Consider the following 17,604-nt stretch of genomic DNA (forward strand, 5'->3'; position numbering starts at 1 on the left):
TGACGGAGAGAACACAAGGCGGGCTTTAGGGTTTCAAGTCATAGGCTTGGTGAGATGCACGAAGCTCTGCCAAAGTCTTGCCGACGCAACTGCCGCCACTTGCGCCGCCGGTTGCCTTCGCCTGACCGTCCAGGGTGATCGTACCGCCCATGCGTTCGGATGCCACATAGGTTGCGACACCGTCCTCTGAAATACGTGATATGTAGAAAACGTGATAGGTTTCCTTGTACTTGCATTGGATAAGTATTGGAAATTGGTCAAACGGAGAGGTCTGTGCCTCCGCGGCCGCGAGTGGAAGGCCCGTTAGCGCTATCAGGCTTGCGAGGACCGCTTTGGCTGATGCGTTCAATCTTCGACCGGATGCATGCGTCATCGTTCAATCCCCTTTTTCAAGATCGACCTTCGAAATCCGCTGCAGCTAGATCGTCAGTGCGACGAGCGCATCACGGTCGAGAAGTCGGACAATGCGTTGCAGTTTGCCGTTGAGACAAAGAATTCGTTTTTCGCGTAGTTTCGTAAAGCAACGGGCGACGGTCTCGACCGTCAGCCCGAGATAGTCGGCAATATCGCTGCGCGACATCATCATATCGAATTCGCAATCTCCGGGATAACGATCAGCCGTTTCATAAACAAAGGCGGCGACCCGCTTCAGCGCGCTTTGCTCGGTGATGACGAGCTGTTTGTGCTGTGCCTTCGCGAGGTTCGTCAGGGCAATGTGGAGAAGGTCTATGGGGACGACTGCCTCCTGATTGGCGCGAAAGGGCTTTATACAGGTTTCACAGACTGCCTCTGCAAAATCGGTTCGTACATTGCCCGTCTCGAGCCCGAACCATTCACCCTTGCCGCAAAAGGACAGAATATATCGCTGCCCGCTTGCCGTGAGGCGGTAAATCCGCACCGCGCCCGCTTCGACCTGATAGATCGCAAACGCGTGTTCACCTTCGCTATAGATCGTCTCGTCGGCCTTGAGCCGGATCGATTGATCCTTAGCCGTTCCGGCAACGCTGCCATAGCGATGGCCAGGAAACGTCGTGTGCTTTGCGATCGTTTGGTTTTGAAGCATATGCGTCGCTCCCATTCGTATCTCAGCATAGGCAATCGCTGTCCGCCCCGGTATTCGAGATATCCCTTACGTATCGCTACGGAAGCCCAGAACCACCAATAGGTGTATAAAGCCATTCCCCCTGATGAGAGCGATACGAAGGTATCGAGGGAGGTCTGGATGGTATCGGAAGAGGGAGGGGAAAACCGCGCACTTCAAGACTCTGCAAGCGTGCGTGCGCAGCTTGACCTTATACTCGCCAGTCCGGAATTCCTTGCCCCGGAGCGCGGGCGCCGCTTCCTGCAATATATCGTTGAAGAGACACTTGAAGGGCGCAGCGAACAGCTCAAGGCCTATACGATTGCACAAGCGGTTTTTGGCCGTGATGCATCCTTCGATGCACAGAATGATCCAGTTGTCCGCATCGAGGCGGGGCGGATCCGTCGAGCGCTCGAACGATACTACCTGGTCTGCGGAAGCAGTGATCCAATCCGGATTACTGTCCCCAAAGGAGGTTATGCGCCGCACTTTTCGAGCGCAGAAGACAGTTCGTATGTAGCAGAAATTTCCGCCCCGCAGAACCGCGAGAGCAAGCGGCGCGCCCCCGGGCAGGAGCGGGCGGTGAGCTATCGTGATCTCCTGTTGCCGATCGGCGTCCCCGCGCTGTTCGGGGCAATGGCCATACTCGCTCTTGTTCGTCCGCTTGAAGCCTATCTCTCCCCACCAGAGACGTCGCCGGCGCCTGCCGCATCAAAGTCGGAGAGCAAGGTCAGGGTTGCGGTCGAACCCTTCGTCGCTCTCGGCGGCAGTGCGCAGGGAGCTGATTTCGTGAAGGGATTGGCCGATCAGCTGATTGCAAAGCTCATGAAGGTGGAGAGCCTTACTGTGCTTGCTCCAGGCCGATCCGGGGCGGAAATGACCGGTTCGTTTTTCAGCCTGCAGGGAAGCGCTCTCATCGAGGGTACGATCCTTCATCTGCATGTCCGCCTGATAAATGCCGCCGATGGCGCGGTCACCTGGGCAAATCAATATGATCGAGACCTGCGCGGCCAGGCCATTCTCGACGTCGAGGACGAGATCGCCACACAAATCGCGGTGACTATTTCGAACAACCACGGGCTGAACGACGCGGGCGCCGACCCGTAGCTGCCTTATCTTGCTGACAGGGGGCTGATAACCAATCCCGAGGCGCGCAGCCCGTTCAGGAACCGCTCCTGGTCCTCCGGCCGCTGCAGGCGGAGCGAGACTTCCTGGCGTATGTCAGTCATCAAAATGGGCGCGTGAATATTGAGCCAATCCTTTTCCAGCATGGCTTCATCAGTCTTTCCGGCAGCACCGAGAATGGACAGCAGCACAAGGCGATGCATGGGATTATCATCGAGATCGGACCTTCGCGACCACTTCTCCGCCTCTTCTAGATCTCCTTCCATGAATGCGCACAAAGCCATACCGACCTCGTAGTAACCTTTGGTACCGACACCCTTATTGAGGGCGATCGACAGCAACTCGCAGCCTGACTGCCATTTCCCAGACATCGCCAATCGCAAGCCGTACTCGCCTGCGACTTCCACATCATCAGGGTTTGCAGCATAGGCTGCGGTGCCTGCCTTTAAGGCTTCGTCGGTATCCCCTCTAAAGAAGCTCACCAGCATCTGCGCCTGTAGCACGCGTGGATTGTGCGGCGCGAGCGATGCTGCCCGCTTCACCGCAGCGCTCGCCAGCGCGAGAGGCTGGGTCGACGATAATGTACCGAGCGTATGGCGGAATCTGATTTCGTCGAGATAGACCATGGACAGCAGCGCCCAGGACGTCGCATTGTCGGGAAAACGCCGGGTGGCCTGTTGCAGGCATTCGCGCGCCGCGCTGTGACTTTGCCCTGTCATGGTCTGACGATAGCTGGAATAGACGAGTGTACATTCATGGGCACTTCGGTCTTCCATCTGTGCCGTTCGCGCTATCATATCCGTGTCGGTCTGAAAGATGGCGCCATAGGGCTGTGCGATCGCATTGGCGATTTTTCGTGCGAAATTGCCTTGAATCACAAGCTGGTTCTGGTCCTGAAGGTCCCCATCGAAATTATTGGCCCAGATGACGGCTCCATCCACTTGGTGCACCAGCCTGACAGCAGCACGCAGCCTGCTTCCATCGATCTGGACATTACCCTGGAGTATGTAGTCGGCAACTGAGACGTGCTCATCACGGAACGGATCTGCGACGACAACGATGTCATCGAACTGGGCGAGTTGTCCGATAATATCGTCCCTCAGGCCTCGCCCGATATCCGAGCCAACGTCAGCAGGGCTGCTTTCGGCAAAGAATTCGACGATCACCTTTGGCTCAGGACGTGTCGGCGGCAATGCTGCGGTCGGAGCATCACGCAAAGACAATGCGAACGTGAGGGCTAGAAGAAGAAGAGCGAGGACGACGGCCAGCGCAGTCCCGAGACCAATAAGGGTGACCAATCCCGGCCGACGTGTTTCCTCAAGCGAATGACTTTGATCTTGGTACTCAACATTCTGCGGATTGTCTGAGGTCTCGATGGGCTCAGTCGGAGCAAGCGCACCCCGCGCATATTCGAAATGCGGGACATATCCGCCTTTGGGCACAGTAATGACGACGTCGTCCCTCTCGCCTGCGACGAGATAATAACGCTCGAGCGACTTTCGTATTCGGCCGGCCTCGATCCGGACAACAGGATCATTCTGCGGATCGAATGAAGCTTCCCGGCCAAACACCACATTTGCTATCGTAAATGCCTTCAAGAAGTCCGATCGACCGGCAAGCGTCTCGTTGACGACAAATTCCAGGAAATTTCGCCCGCGCTTCGGCGCGTGAAACTCCTCGCTTGTAAGGATTCGTTCGACCTGTCGGCAAACTTCGTCCGTCGTCGGCCCAAAACTGCGGAAAGTATTGACCTTTGCGCTTCTCATGATCGACCCTACGACAAAGATCACGCAGTTATATAAGTCAATTCTAACGCATCATACCCCACAAGTCCGAGGTTGCAAGATTTGCTTTAAGGCTATCGAATATAAGTTGACCCGCTGCCGATCGGCAAAGCCTTTGCGGTTTCAGGCGATTGCGTCGCAGCGTCAATGGTAATGGCCATGCGCATGAGCTCTGCCAGATTGCGCGCGCCCATTTTAGCCATCACATTGGCGCGGTGGACCTCCACCGTGCGCGAGCTGATCCCAAGTTGATACGCAATCATCTTGTTCTGTAAGCCATCGAGTACGCTGATCAGAACCTGGTGTTCGCGCTCCGTGAGCTGGCGGAGCCGTGTGGCGACGCTTCCGGAATCAGGTAAAACGCTGCCGGCCCGCCTCTGTCCCATCGCTCCGTTGATGGCGGCAATAAGCACGTCCTCCTTCAGAGGTTTTTCCAGGAAATCGAATGCCCCCGCCTTCATTGCCTGTACAGCCGCGGCAATATCTCCCTGGCCGGTAATGACGATCGCCGGCACGTCTATACTGAGACGTCGCAGGCGATAGAGTAATTCGATGCCGTTAATATGCGGCATGCACAGATCAGTGACCAGACAACTTCGCCCCGACAGCGGCAGAAGTTCTAGGAAGGCTTTCGCACAGCTATGTGCGCGAACAGCAAAGCCTGCCGACACCAGCAAAAACGTTAGAGAGCGCCGGAGCGACTCCTCGTCGTCGACGAGATGGATCGTAAGGTCATTCGCCATCGATTGGGGTCTCCGCCAGCGGAAGCGAAAATGAGAGGATCGAGCCTCCCTGTATTCCCTTGCGCGCGCTGATGTGGCCTCCATGCGCTTCGATGATGCGTTTGGACAATGCCAGGCCCATGCCAAGTCCGCGCGGTTTACTGGTCACGAAGGGACGAAACAGCGCCTCTTCGATCTCGGCGGCAATTCCGCAGCCATTGTCGGATACGTCGACAAACAGATGCGAGAAATCGTCGGTCCTGGTGTGGATCGCGATAGTCGGCTGCTCGACGCCGTCGGTCGCTTCCACGGCATTATGAAGAAGATTGATCAGCACCTGGACGATCTGGACGCGATCTGCGACCACGATGTCCCGCTCGGATTCGAGCCGCAAATCGATGTGAAGGCCTTTCCGGGCCGATCCGGTGAGCCCAAGCGTCGTCGCTTCGGGGATCAACGCGTGCATCGCCTCCAGTCGTTTCTCGCCGGCGCCGCGCTTTGCAAATTCCCGGACGTTCTCGACGATCGTTCCCGCCCACAAGGCGTGCTGCGTGATTTCCGACAAGGCCTCACGAAGCTCCACGCCGTGCCGCCGGCAGTCGTTCGTCACAAGGCGCTTGCAACCTTCAGAGTAAGCGGCGATCGAGGACAGCGGTTGGGACAGTTCGTGTGCCAGCGTCGCTGTCATTTCCCCAAGCGCGACTATTCTTGCAAGACGCGCCAGCTCACGTTGAAGCTCCTGAACCTGCTGCAATGTCTCGCGCTCTGTCCGGAAGTCCTCAAAGATCGCCGCAACGAAGGTTCGTCCTTCGCCTTGTTCTCGGATGATGGTCAGGGCAGTTGGAAACTGAACGCCGGTTTTGGTCGTCGCCAGACCAGCACGCACCGCGCCCTGGTCTGCCCAGCGTCCCTTGATCTGAACATCCGGCGTTGAAGACCAGACAAAGTCGATCTTGCGGTCGAGCAGTTCACCTTCTTCATAACCGAACAGGGTCACCGCAGCCCCATTACAGGCTGAAATTCTATTGTTGTCCGTCATGAAAAACACTGCGTCAGGCATGTGTTCGTAGAGTTGTCGAATCCAGTTCGCCTGTGGCCCGTTCTTTTTGCACGAACCTCGCGCGGACTTATGGCGTGCTGTTAGCGAGCCGATGAACGAGGTTCGTCCCGTCAGGCTTGAGACAAGGGAACTGAATTCGGTAACATGCGGCGCCTCCATCTTGGTGGACATGATGGTCTCCTCCGCCCTTTGAGAAGTGATCCAGTGCCTCGACGGCCCTTCCTCCTCAACAATGACAAGAGTTTACCATCTTTGGATGGGGGATCAGTGTAGTATCGCGTAGACTCTATTGGTCTTTTTCTTCAACGGGACCTGCTGAAAGTCCGGCGAGCCGGCGCTTTGGGCCGGCCTCATCTCCATTGATCCGGCTCAATGCCTCTGGCTCGTTGTTCCGCTACTCTGGGACGCGATGGGTTTACAGCCATTTTGAGGGAGCTGGAAGATGAGGAAGTTTGCTCTTGCTATTGCTATTGCGACCGCTGCGTCGGTCGTGACCCCTGTCGGCGCCCAGGAGAACCGCAAGGAATTCCGGCGCATGAACTGGGCCGAAAACCTGCCGGAGCACATCAGAGCCTATCACGACAAGCGGTTCTCCATTGTCAGTTTTCGAACCGCAGTCGAAGTCGGCGCGATGCCGAGGCCGGGCAGCGCTGAACATGTCAAGGAAATCCGCACGGCCATCCGCTCCAACGCATGGCTCGTTCAGCAACTGAAGGCCAAGAAATTGACACCCAACCAGATCGAATGGGTGACGCGCGCCCGCAACGGCAATCTGACGTTCTACATCGAATGAGCGGGCACGCAGGGTTCCCACGAAGAAGGCCGCGCTGTCGCGAATCCATCGAAAGGCAGGTCGTAGCGGAGGTCTTTGCGGCATCCGCGCTATTAGGAAAATCACGCCGGCCGAGTGACTGGCACGCCGAAACAATAGCCTCTTGTCGGTCGACACTCGTGCATCGTCGGGAAGGGTCGGTGATGTGGCGGTTGGTCGTCGAAGCTCCGTTCGAAGAGGATATAGAACTCGCCGTCATTGACGACGAAGGCGTCCATGCCTTGGTTTTTCCCTGCCAGCGTCTGCCTGGCGGATGGGCAAATGCCCTGACCGGCGAGATGCTCGATCTCCACCCGACCCATTGGCGCGCATGGCAGATGCAGCGATGCAACACGTCTGACCTTCACTGAACAGGCTGCATTCTCCTCATCCCGGATGGTCGGAAATTGCAAATGCTGCACCGCACCTTGTCTGCAATCAATGACATCGCCGTGTCTGCCCAAGTAGGCTTTCAAACAGGCTGGATGTGTTCAAGGGCCGGCGGCGGCGCCGTCATCCTTTGGGGCTGGAAGGAGGACCTCATGCGTGGTTTCGGTGTTCATTCTGAGGTCGGAAAGCTGAGAACCGTCATGGTCTGCCGACCGTCTCTGGCGCACCAGCGGCTGACGCCCGCGAATTGCCATGACCTTCTTTTCGACGATGTCTTGTGGGTGCATGAGGCCCAGAAGGATCACTATGATTTTGTCCTGAAGATGCAGGAAAGAGGGGTCGAAGTTCTTGAGACCCATGACCTGCTTGACCAGACGTTTTCAAACAAACAAGCGCGCGATTTCATACTGGATCGACGCATCACCCCGAACGTGCTCGGCTCCCAGATCGCCGAGGCGATGCGGCCATGGCTCGACGAGATGCCGGCCAAACAGCTTGCCGCCTTCATGATCGGCGGCATTGCGATCTCCGACCTGCCCGACGTCAAAGCGAAGTCGCTGATGCTGAGTGCCCTTCCGGAAACCGATTTCGTCATCCCGCCGATCCCCAACACCCTATTCCAGCGCGACCCCTCGTGCTGGATCTATGGCGGGGTGACCTGCAACCCGATGTTCTGGCCGGCCAGACGCGCCGAGACGCTGATCCAGCGCGCGATCTACAAGTTTCACCCTATATTCCACGGCGGCGATTTCCGGATCTGGTGGGGCGATTCCGATAATCAGTTTGCCAATGCCTCGATGGAGGGCGGTGACGTCATGCCGATCGGCAATGGCACTGTTCTGATCGGCATGGGCGAACGAACTACCTATCAGGCCGTTGGCCAGGTGGCGCAGGCCCTGTTCAAAAACAAGGCCGCAAAGCGAGTGATCGCCTGCCTGATGCCGAAGAGCCGCGCAGCCATGCATCTCGATACGGTTTTCAGCTTTTGTGATCGCGATCTTGTCACGCTCTTTGCCGAGGTCGTCGATCAGATCCGCTGCTACAGCATGTATCCGGTAGATGACGACGGCACATTCGAGATCCATCCCGAAAGCCAGCCGATGCTCGATGTCGTCGCCGAAGCGCTCGATCTGCCGCTAATACGCACGGTCGAAACAGGCGGCAATTCCTATCAGGCCGAACGCGAGCAATGGGACGACGGCAACAATGTCGTCGCGCTCGAACCCGGTGTCGTCGTCGCCTACGACCGGAATACCTATACGAATACGCTGCTGCGCAAGGCGGGCGTCGAGGTCATCACCATCCGCGGTTCCGAACTCGGTCGCGGCCGCGGTGGCGGGCACTGCATGACGTGCCCTATCTGGCGCGACCCGGCTTACTGACGTTTTCACCCACCAAACAGACTGACGGAGCAAGACCATGAGCTTCAATCTGCGCAATCGCTCGCTTCTGACCGTGCAGGATTACACCCCGCGGGAGTTCCGCTATCTCCTCGATCTCGCGCGCGATCTGAAGCGGGCCAAATATTCCCGCACCGAGCAGGAGCATCTGAAAGGCAAGGAAATCTGCCTGATCTTCGAGAAAACCTCGACGAGAACGAGATGCGCGTTCGAAGTCGCCTGCTCGGACCAAGGCGCCAACGTCACCTATCTCGATCCGTCCGGCTCGCAGATCGGGCACAAGGAATCGTTCAAGGATACGGCGCGGGTGCTCGGCCGCATGTATGATGCGATCGAATATCGCGGCTCCGAGCAGAAGGGTGTGGAAACGCTGGCACGCTACGCCGGCGTGCCCGTCTATAACGGCCTGACAGATGAATATCATCCGACGCAGATGATTGCCGACGTCATGACCATGCGTGAACACAGCGACAAGCCGATCGCCGCCATCAAATATGCCTATGTCGGCGACACGCGCTCGAATATGGGGCATTCACTGCTGATCGTGGGCTGCCTGCTCGGCATGGACGTGCGCATCTGCGGCCCAAGATCGCTTTGGCCGTCTGAGGAATATATGAAGATCGCCAAGGATCTGCAGCAGGCCTCGGGCGCACGCCTGCTGGTCACCGAGGATCCCAGAGAGGCAGTCAAGGACGTCGATTTCATCCACACGGATGTCTGGGTTTCGATGGGCGAGCCAAAAGATGTCTGGCGTGAACGCATCAAACTGCTTACCCCCTACCAGGTCAATCAGGACCTGATGAAAGCGACCGGTAATCCGCAGACCAAGTTCATGCATTGCCTGCCGGCATTCCACGATACCGAAACCACGCTTGGCAAGCAGATCGCCGAAGACTACGGCATGGCGAACGGCCTCGAAGTCACGAACGACGTCTTCGAGTCCGAGGCCAATGTTGCCTTCGAGCAGGCGGAAAACCGCCTGCATACGATCAAGGCCCTGCTTGTGGCTACCTTGGGAGATTGACATGCGTGTCGTCATTGCGCTGGGCGGCAATGCGCTTCTTCGGCGCGGCGAGCCTATGACTGCCGATACCCAGAGGCGAAATGCGCGCACCGCGGCTGAGGCGATCGCGCCCCTGGCGGCTGAACACGAGCTCGTCATAACACACGGCAACGGGCCACAGGTCGGGCTGCTTGCGCTGCAGGGGGCGGCCTATAAACCCGAGGAAGCCTATCCGCTCGATGTTCTGGGCGCCGAGACCGAAGGCATGATCGGCTACATGCTGGAGCAAGAGCTCGGCAATCTCCTGCCGTTCGAGCAGCCCCTGGCGACACTCCTCACCATGGTCGAAGTCGATGCTGACGATCCCGGCTTTCAGAACCCGACAAAATTCGTCGGACCGGTCTACGACAAATCCGAGGCGGACCGGATACGCACGGAAAAGGGTTGGGTCTTCAAGCAGGATGGCGAAAAATGGCGTCGCGTCGTCGCCTCGCCGGCGCCGAAACGCATCTTCGAGATCCGCCCGGTCCGCTGGCTCCTGGAACAGCGCACGATTGTTGTCTGTGCAGGCGGTGGCGGCATACCGACCATGTATGAAAAGGGTGCCGATCGGAAGCTGATCGGCGTCGAAGCCGTGATCGACAAGGATCTCTGCTCGGAGCTTCTGGCCCGCGAGCTTTATGCCGATCTCCTGATCATGGCGACCGATGCCGAGGCCGTCTATACCGATTGGGGCAAGCCGTCCCAGAAGGCGATCCATCGCGCTCGTCCCGATGATCTGAAGCAGTTTTCCTTCCCGGCCGGCTCGATGGGGCCGAAGGTGGAGGCGGCCTGTCATTTCGCCCGTGCCAACGGCAAGGCGGCGGCGATAGGCTCACTTGCCGACATTGCCGGAATGGTGCGCGGCGAGCGCGGGACGATCATCGATGGCGGCTTTGATGGCCTGAGCTGGCACTGATCCTTCAAGATGCCCTATCTTGAGACGGCCGGGTGTGTTGTTGCGCCTGATGCCGTCCCTTTGTCTGTCGCTTCAGCAGCATTTCGCCTTTGCCAGACATAGACGGGGATACCGAGCATCAAGAGTACCAGACCATACAGCACCGGTTCGGCGCCGGAGCCGTAAAGGGTGAAGATCGCAAAGACAAAGGCGATGACTTCGATCACGCTGACCCTTGGCATCCGCCCATCCGTCGCGCCTGCAATGAGGATTCTGGCAAGCGAACAGAAGGCATAGGGAACGACGGCAGCCATCGTGCTCAACCCGACCATCAGACGATAGACCGCGGCAAAACCTTCCGAGCCAAGCGCCTGGACGAGCACCAGGATCGTCGCAAACGAGGCAGAGATGACCATCCCCCATGCCGGCACGCCTCGCTGGGACACTCGGGCAAACAGCGGCGGAAACAGTCCATCGCGCGCAGCCGCCATTGGAACCTGCCCCATCAGCAGGGTCCAGCCGTTCAGCGCGCCGATCGAGGAGACCAGCACCGCGATCGAGATCACCAATTCACCCGACCGTCCCCACATGACTCCGGCAGCCTGAGAGAAGGGCGCGACGGAGTGAATGAGCTCTTCGCGGGGAACGAGGCCCATCACCACGACGGTGCCGAGTACGTAAAGAGTGGCGGCGATCGAGATCCCAAGGACTGTTGAACGGGGAATGGTCCGTTCTGCATTCTCCACATCGCCGGCAGGAACGGTCGCCGATTCCAACCCCAGATAGGCAAACATTGTCAGCGGCGCCAGCGTTGCAAATGACTGCAGCAGCGGCTGGCCACTCGGATTGAATTCCGAGAAATGCGATGTGTCGATGTAGAGAAGGCCGATGATGGCAACGGCGCCGAACGGGAGAAGCTTGGCATATGTCGTCACCTGTGCGAACAGACCCGCCGCGTGAACACCGCGAAGATTGACGAGCACGATCGCCCAGATCACGCCGAGCGTCAGCACAGTCGCAGTGAAGCGGTTACTGAGGGCAGGGAAGAGGTCGACCATCACGCCGGTGAAGGCGATCGCGATGACCGGCAGTGACGTCCAGATCGAAATCCAGTAACCCCAGGCGATCAGAAAGCCGGCAAAATCGCCGTAGGCGAGCCTGGTATAGGCGTAGGGGCCGCCGACAGCGGGCACCAGTCTCGCCAGCCGGGCGAAGGTGAGGCCGAGGCAGATCGCGCCGGCACCCATGAGGATCCAGACGATGATCGCCAGGTTGCCGTAGGGCGCCACTGCTGCCGGCGAAAGATAGAAGCCCGATCCCACCATGTTTCCGACCACGATAGCGGTGCAGGCGGCAAGTCCGAGGCTTTTGCCATTCGACGAGTTTGTCATGACGCCCCTCCCGTGAGTCGGCTTCCGGGAGCCGATGGCTCTTCGGCCTGCGATTGTCGTTGCAAAAACGGGCTGCCGCAATCCGGATCAATGCGTAGTCTGCCGGACTGGTCTAGCCTTCACCATCGAGATAAAGCAGCTAGAATGACGGGGCTGGAGGTGAAGCGATGATGTTGGGCGAGCAGGGTTTTCTCAGGATCTCCATTGCAGCGACCGTCGTCGTCGCGACGCTCGGCGTTGTCTTCGGCATACTCTCGGGCTCGTTCTCGATCGCCTTCGATGGCGTTTATTCGCTGGCGGATGCGGTGATGACCGGATTTGCGCTCTGGGTCTCAAGCCTCATCATCAAATCGACGCAGAGCGATGCCGAGTCTGGCAGAATTCGTAACCGTTTTACCATGGGCTTCTGGCATCTGGAGCCAATTGTCCTCATGCTCAATGGCTGTTTGCTGATGACGGTCGGCGTCTACGCGTTGATCGGCGCGATCATCAGCATCCTGAATGGCGGCCATGAACTGCAATTCGGCATGGCGGTGGCCTATTCCGCGGCAACCATGCTCGTATGCGCTGTCATGGCCTTCATTGGCATCAGCCTGAACCGCAGCATCAAATCCGATTTCATCTCGCTCGACATCAAGGCCTGGATCATGTCGGGTGGGATCGCGTTTGCGCTGCTCATCGCGTTTTTGATCGGCATGGCCGTACAGGCGACATCAGTTGCCTGGCTTGCCAGCTACATGGATCCGGCGGTCCTCGCTCTCGTCTGTCTCGTCATGATCCCGCTCCCGATCAGTACCGTCTGGAAGGCGCTGAGCGAAATCCTGCTGATTGCCCCTGTCGATCTGCAGGAACACGTCGATCGCGTTGCCTCGGACACGGTTCGCCGCCTCGGCTTCCTGTCGCACCGTGCCTACGTCGCCCAGGTCGGCCGCGCAAAGCAGATCGAACTCTATTTCATCGTGCCCGAAGGGCTTCCCGCAAAGACCGTGGAGGAGTGGGACGCACTCCGCGACGAGATCGGGCATGCGATCGGCGACGAGAGTGCCAATCGCTGGTTGACGATTGCCTTCACCGCCGATCAGGAATGGGCGGAGTAGCCGGTGCGCGCATCCACGCGCCACCAACGGCGTTGAAATGCTTCGCGTCACGTTGATTGCAATCAACGACGCTGCACTACCCGTCATGTACGATCCCTCCGACCTGAGATGCATGCGACTGCTTGGCGGCCGCAGCCTTTGACATCAGGGTTCTGGAGGAACGCATGGATTTCCAGACGGCATTTCCGATCGCTGTTATTGATGAGGATTTTGACGGCAAGAGCGCTGCCGGCCGTGGCATGCGCGATCTCGCCGCAGCCATTGAAAGGGAAGGATTCCGGATCGTCTCCGGTGTTTCCTACGAGGACGCTCGTCGTCTGGTCCATGTCTTCAACACCGAATCCTGCTGGCTGGTCTCCGTGGACGGAACCGAGGACAAGGCCACGCGCTGGCAGGTGCTGGGAGAGGTCCTGGCCGCAAAACGTCAGCGAAATGACCGACTGCCGATCTTCCTCTTCGGCGACGATACAACCGCCGAAGACGTTCCGGCCTCAGTGCTGCGCCACGCCAATGCATTTTTCCGGCTATTCGAGGATTCCGCGGAATTCATGGCGCGCGCGATCGCGCAGGCCGCCCGCAACTATCTCGACCGGCTGCCGCCGCCGATGTTCAAGGCGCTGATGGATTATACGCTGGAAGGCGCCTATTCCTGGCATACACCCGGCCACGGCGGCGGTGTCGCTTTCCGCAAAAGCCCGGTCGGCCAGCTCTTCTACACGTTCTTCGGCGAGAACACGCTGCGCTCCGATATTTCCGTATCGGTGGGCAGCGTTGGCTCGCTTCTCGATCATGTCGGTCCTATCGCCGAGGGTGAGCGAAATGCGGCGCGAATATTCGGCACGGATGAGACCCTGTTCGTCGTTGGCGGCACTTCGACCGCAAACAAGATCGTCTGGCATGGCATGGTCGGGCGCGGTGATCTCGTGCTCTGCGACCGCAACTGCCACAAGTCGATCCTGCACTCTCTCATCATGACGGGTGCAACGCCCATCTATCTGACGCCGTCTCGCAACGGGCTCGGCATTATCGGTCCGATCTCGAAGGACCAGTTCACGCCCGAGGCAATCGCCAGCAAAGTCGCCGCAAGTCCTTTTGCAGGGCAGACGAGCGGCAAGGTCCGGCTGATGGTCATCACCAACTCGACCTATGACGGGCTCTGCTACAATGTCGATGCGATCAAGGCGTCGCTGGGTGACGCGGTCGAGGTGCTGCACTTCGACGAGGCCTGGTATGCTTATGCCAATTTCCACGAATTCTATGATGGCTTCCACGGAATTTCGTCGAACCAACCCGCGCGCTCGCAAAACGCCATCACCTTTGCAACGCAGTCGACTCACAAGCTGCTGGCCGCCCTTTCTCAAGCATCGATGATCCATATCCAGCATGCCGAGAACAAGCGTCTCGACAGTACGCGCTTCAACGAAGCCTTCATGATGCACACCTCGACCTCGCCGCAATATGGCATCATTGCCTCCTGCGATGTCGCGGCTGCCATGATGGAGCAGCCGGCCGGACGTGCCCTGGTGCAGGAGACGATCGACGAGGCGATCAGCTTCCGCCGGGCGATGAATGCGGTTAGAAAACAAACAGAGGGCAGTTGGTGGTTCGACGTCTGGGAGCCGACGGTTGCCGAGCAGACCCCGAGCGATACCCATGCCGACTGGGTTCTGAAGCCGGATGATGCCTGGCATGGCTTTACCGGGCTTGCCGAAAATCATGTCATGGTTGACCCGATCAAGGTTACCATCTTGTCGCCGGGCCTCTCGGCAAGCGGCGTCATGGACGAACATGGCATACCGGCCGCCGTCATTACTAAGTTCCTGTCATCTCGACGCATCGAGATCGAAAAGACCGGCCTCTATTCGTTTCTCGTGCTCTTCTCCATGGGTATTACCCGCGGCAAGTGGAGCACGCTCGTCACCGAGCTGCTCAATTTCAAGGATCTCTACGACGCCAACGCGCCACTGACCCGGGCGCTGCCGGCGCTGGCAGCTGCCCATCCGGAAGCCTATGCCGGCATGGGACTGAAAGATCTCTGCGAGAAAATTCATGCGATCTATCGCAAGGACGATGTGCCGAAGGCGCAGCGTGAGATGTACACCGTCCTGCCCGAAATGGCATTGCGGCCCGCCGACGCTTACGATCGACTGGTCAAGGGCGGGATCGAGAGTGTCGAGATCGACAATCTCATGGATCGCATCCTCGCTGTCATGATCGTTCCCTATCCGCCCGGAATCCCGCTGATCATGCCAGGCGAGCGGATCACGCAGTCGACGAAGTCCATTCAGGACTACCTGCTCTACGCCCGTGACTTCGACAGCAAGTTCCCCGGGTTCGAAACCGATATTCACGGCCTTCGCTTCGCGCCCAGTGACGGCGGACGTCGCTATCTTGTCGATTGCATCGCAGGGGAGGAGCAGCAATGATCCCGCGCGACGTGAAGTCTCCGACGGTTGCCATACCGTTTCACAAGATGCTGAAAATCGTCGCTGTCATAGATCGCGATAATTCTCAGGCTCAGGCGCTGGTGTCACAGATCACCGCCCAGGGTTTCGAGGTGGAGGTGCGCGACGACTATTCGGCCGACGTATCTGAGGATGCTGACGTCGGTGCCTATATCGGCTCGGTCGAAGGCGGGCAGTTACCGGCGGCACGAAGCTTCCTTCGCTCCGTGAGGGATATCGGCTTTCGCACGCCGATCTGGGCGATGGCCGATACGCTGACGATTGCTGATATGGATGTCGTGGAAATGGCGGGCGAGGTGGATGGTTTCGTCTATCTCGGCCAGCAGACGCCAACCTTCTATGCCAAGCAGATCGTCTCCAGCGCGGTCAACTACGGCAGGTCGCTCCTGCCACCGTTTTTCGGCGGCATGATGGCCTATGACGGCGAGGCGAACATCGCCTTCGATTGTCCAGGGCATCAGGGCGGCCAGTTCTATCGAAAGTCGCCGGCCGGACAGCTCTTCTTCAAGTATTTCGGGGAGAGCATTTTCCGCAACGACCTCTGCAACGCGGATGTCGATCTCGGCGATCTCCTGATCCATGAAGGCCCTGCCGTCGAAGCACAGAAACAGGCGGCCCGCATCTTCGGGGCGGATCGTACCTATTTTATCCTCAACGGAACGAGCACCTCCAACAAGGTCGTTGCCAACGCGGTGCTGCGCAGCGGCGATCTCGTGCTCTTCGACCGCAACAATCACAAATCCCTGCATCAGGGCGCTCTTGTGCAGGCTGGCGCTATCCCGATCTATCTGCCGACTGCCCGCAATTCCTTCGGCATGATCGGCGCCGTCGATTGGGCGGCGTGGGACGAGGCATGGCTGAGGCAAAAGATAGAGGAGCATCCGCTCGTCGCAGACAAGAGCCGTGCGAAGGCGGAACGACCTTTCCGCCTGGCCTGCATCCAGCTCGCGACCTATGACGGCACGATCTACAATGTCAGCCAAGTGATGGAGAAGATCGGCCATCTCTGTGACTACGTGCTCTGGGACGAGGCCTGGATCGGCTACAATGCCTTCCACCCGCTCTTCGAGGGCCATAGCCCGATGCGGCTAAACGAATTGTCGGCTGATATGCCGGGGTTGTTTTCCACCCAGTCGGTTCACAAGCAGGGCGCAGGCTTTTCCCAGGCATCGCAGATCCACAAGCGGGACGAACATATCAGCGGCCAGCGCAGGTTCGTCGAACACAAGCGTTTCAATGAATCGCTGCTGATGCATGTATCGACCTCTCCTTTCTATCCGCTTTTCGCCTCCCTCGATGTCAACGCCAAGGTGCATGAGGGCAAGGCCGGTGAGATGCTCTGGGACCGCTGCATCGAACTCGGGATCGAGGTGCGCAAGAAGCTGCGCGGCTTCGTGGATCATTACGAGACCAAAGCCGCAAGCGCAGAAGAACAGTGGTTCTTCGATCCCTTCGTGCCAGACAGGGTCTCGGTCTCAGGCTCGAAACATACCGGCGATCTCGCCGACACCAGATGGGAAGATGTCCCAACGCAGATACTGAAACGCGAGCAGCAATGCTGGCGGTTCGATCCGGAGGCAAAATGGCATGGTTATGCAGGCTATGCGCCCGGCTACACCATGGTCGACCCCAACAAGCTCACAATACTCACACCCGGCATTGACCGGAAGACTGGCGGCTATCGCGAATTCGGTATCCCGGCGACTGTCGTCGCCAACTATCTGCGCGAACAGCGGGTCGTGCCAGAAAAATGCGACTTGAACAGTCTCCTGTTCCTGCTGACCCCGGCCGAGGACGAAAGCAAGCTGAACACGCTCGTTGCCAAGCTCGTCAAGTTCAAGAACTTGTGGGACCGCGACGCGCCGCTGCAGGAAGTGCTGCCGACCGTATATGCGGCCAACCGCGAGCGCTATGCCGGTTATACGGTCCGTCAGGTCTGCCTGGAGATGCATTCCTTTTACCGAGAGGCCGGCGTCAAGGAACTGCAGCGCCTTTGCTTCCGCTCCGAGAGCTTCCCGGAGCCGGCAATCGCCCCCAAGCGGGCCTATGAGGCGCTGGTCGCCAACAATGTCGACTATGTGCCGCTGACGGAGGCCGCCGGCCGCATTTCCGCGACGTTGGCACTGATCTATCCGCCGGGCATCGGCGTGATCGTGCCAGGCGAGCGCTGGGACGACAGAGCGCAGCCGATGCGGGACTATTTCCTGGCCTTCGAAGAATCCTTCAACCGGTTTCCGGGCTTCAATTACGAGGTCCAGGGCGTGTTCCAGGAGCGGATCGATGGGCGGATCAAATTCCACACATATGTCGTGCGCGAGTAGGGGTTGGGGAGGATTTC

At 58.6% G+C, this 17,604-nt stretch carries 15 protein-coding genes; 9 read left to right on the forward strand and 6 right to left on the reverse strand.

Features of this window, described 5'->3' with window-relative positions; all coding sequences use genetic code 11:
* Positions 1–25: 25 nt before the first annotated feature.
* The gene (locus AB4Z13_RS29555; protein ID WP_113319956.1) at positions 26–373 is read right to left on the reverse strand and encodes a hypothetical protein; all 348 of its coding nucleotides are present in this window, start codon (positions 371–373) and stop codon (positions 26–28) included.
* Between the two features lie 45 nt (positions 374–418).
* Complete coding sequence (locus AB4Z13_RS29560) at positions 419–1,063, reverse strand: helix-turn-helix domain-containing protein (protein WP_439017993.1); 645 nt, start codon at positions 1,061–1,063, stop codon at positions 419–421.
* A gap of 159 nt (positions 1,064–1,222) precedes the next feature.
* Here AB4Z13_RS29560 and AB4Z13_RS29565 point away from each other — a divergent pair, with 159 nt between their 5' ends.
* A complete protein-coding gene (locus tag AB4Z13_RS29565) occupies positions 1,223–2,188 on the forward strand; it encodes a hypothetical protein (protein WP_439017992.1) in 966 nt (321 codons plus the stop codon).
* 5 nt (positions 2,189–2,193) lie between these two features.
* Here AB4Z13_RS29565 and AB4Z13_RS29570 read toward each other — a convergent pair whose 3' ends face one another.
* From AB4Z13_RS29570 to AB4Z13_RS29580, 3 genes are all read right to left on the reverse strand, one after another.
* Positions 2,194–3,972, reverse strand: a complete 1,779-nt coding sequence (locus tag AB4Z13_RS29570) for a hypothetical protein (protein ID WP_442207489.1) — start codon at positions 3,970–3,972, stop codon at positions 2,194–2,196.
* Between the two features lie 92 nt (positions 3,973–4,064).
* Positions 4,065–4,733 carry a response regulator transcription factor gene (locus tag AB4Z13_RS29575; protein ID WP_439017990.1) on the reverse strand — a complete coding sequence of 223 codons (669 nt, stop codon included), beginning with the start codon at positions 4,731–4,733 and terminating at the stop codon, positions 4,065–4,067.
* The gene (locus AB4Z13_RS29580; protein ID WP_442207490.1) at positions 4,723–5,943 is read right to left on the reverse strand and encodes a sensor histidine kinase; all 1,221 of its coding nucleotides are present in this window, start codon (positions 5,941–5,943) and stop codon (positions 4,723–4,725) included. Before AB4Z13_RS29580 ends, AB4Z13_RS29575 begins: the two co-directional genes overlap by 11 nt.
* Positions 5,944–6,214: 271 nt before the next feature.
* Here AB4Z13_RS29580 and AB4Z13_RS29585 point away from each other — a divergent pair, with 271 nt between their 5' ends.
* The 5 genes from AB4Z13_RS29585 to arcC all read left to right on the forward strand — a co-directional run bounded on the left by AB4Z13_RS29585 (position 6,215) and on the right by arcC (position 10,334).
* Positions 6,215–6,565 (forward strand): hypothetical protein, encoded by a 351-nt coding sequence (locus tag AB4Z13_RS29585; protein ID WP_439017988.1) that lies wholly within the window; start codon positions 6,215–6,217, stop codon positions 6,563–6,565.
* Between the two features lie 182 nt (positions 6,566–6,747).
* Positions 6,748–6,954: a hypothetical protein gene (locus AB4Z13_RS29590; RefSeq protein ID WP_007813158.1), complete on the forward strand. Its 207-nt coding sequence runs from the start codon at positions 6,748–6,750 to the stop codon at positions 6,952–6,954.
* A gap of 171 nt (positions 6,955–7,125) precedes the next feature.
* On the forward strand, positions 7,126–8,355 hold the full coding sequence (arcA, locus tag AB4Z13_RS29595) for an arginine deiminase (protein WP_113320166.1): 1,230 nt from the start codon (positions 7,126–7,128) through the stop codon (positions 8,353–8,355).
* Positions 8,356–8,392: 37 nt separating this feature from the next.
* Complete coding sequence (locus tag AB4Z13_RS29600; RefSeq protein ID WP_442207491.1) at positions 8,393–9,397, forward strand: ornithine carbamoyltransferase; 1,005 nt, start codon at positions 8,393–8,395, stop codon at positions 9,395–9,397.
* A gap of 1 nt (position 9,398) precedes the next feature.
* Positions 9,399–10,334, forward strand: a complete 936-nt coding sequence (gene arcC, locus AB4Z13_RS29605; RefSeq protein ID WP_310389065.1) for a carbamate kinase — start codon at positions 9,399–9,401, stop codon at positions 10,332–10,334.
* A 14-nt stretch (positions 10,335–10,348) separates the two neighbouring features.
* On the opposite strand, the gene AB4Z13_RS29610 is transcribed toward arcC, so the two are convergent.
* Complete coding sequence (locus AB4Z13_RS29610) at positions 10,349–11,704, reverse strand: amino acid permease (protein WP_442207492.1); 1,356 nt, start codon at positions 11,702–11,704, stop codon at positions 10,349–10,351.
* Between the two features lie 170 nt (positions 11,705–11,874).
* Between AB4Z13_RS29610 and AB4Z13_RS29615 the strand changes: the two genes are divergently transcribed.
* The 3 genes from AB4Z13_RS29615 to speC all read left to right on the forward strand — a co-directional run bounded on the left by AB4Z13_RS29615 (position 11,875) and on the right by speC (position 17,587).
* Positions 11,875–12,801 (forward strand): cation diffusion facilitator family transporter, encoded by a 927-nt coding sequence (locus tag AB4Z13_RS29615; protein WP_439018874.1) that lies wholly within the window; start codon positions 11,875–11,877, stop codon positions 12,799–12,801.
* Between the two features lie 164 nt (positions 12,802–12,965).
* Entirely contained in the window at positions 12,966–15,227 is a 2,262-nt protein-coding gene (locus AB4Z13_RS29620; protein ID WP_442207493.1) for an Orn/Lys/Arg decarboxylase N-terminal domain-containing protein, read from the forward strand.
* Complete coding sequence (gene speC, locus AB4Z13_RS29625) at positions 15,224–17,587, forward strand: ornithine decarboxylase (protein ID WP_442207494.1); 2,364 nt, start codon at positions 15,224–15,226, stop codon at positions 17,585–17,587. The genes AB4Z13_RS29620 and speC overlap by 4 nt, the downstream gene beginning before the upstream one ends.
* Positions 17,588–17,604 lie beyond the last annotated feature (17 nt).

It is taken from the genome of Rhizobium sp. YAF28 (genome assembly GCF_052113285.1).
Taxonomy (GTDB): Bacteria; Pseudomonadota; Alphaproteobacteria; order Rhizobiales; family Rhizobiaceae; genus Rhizobium.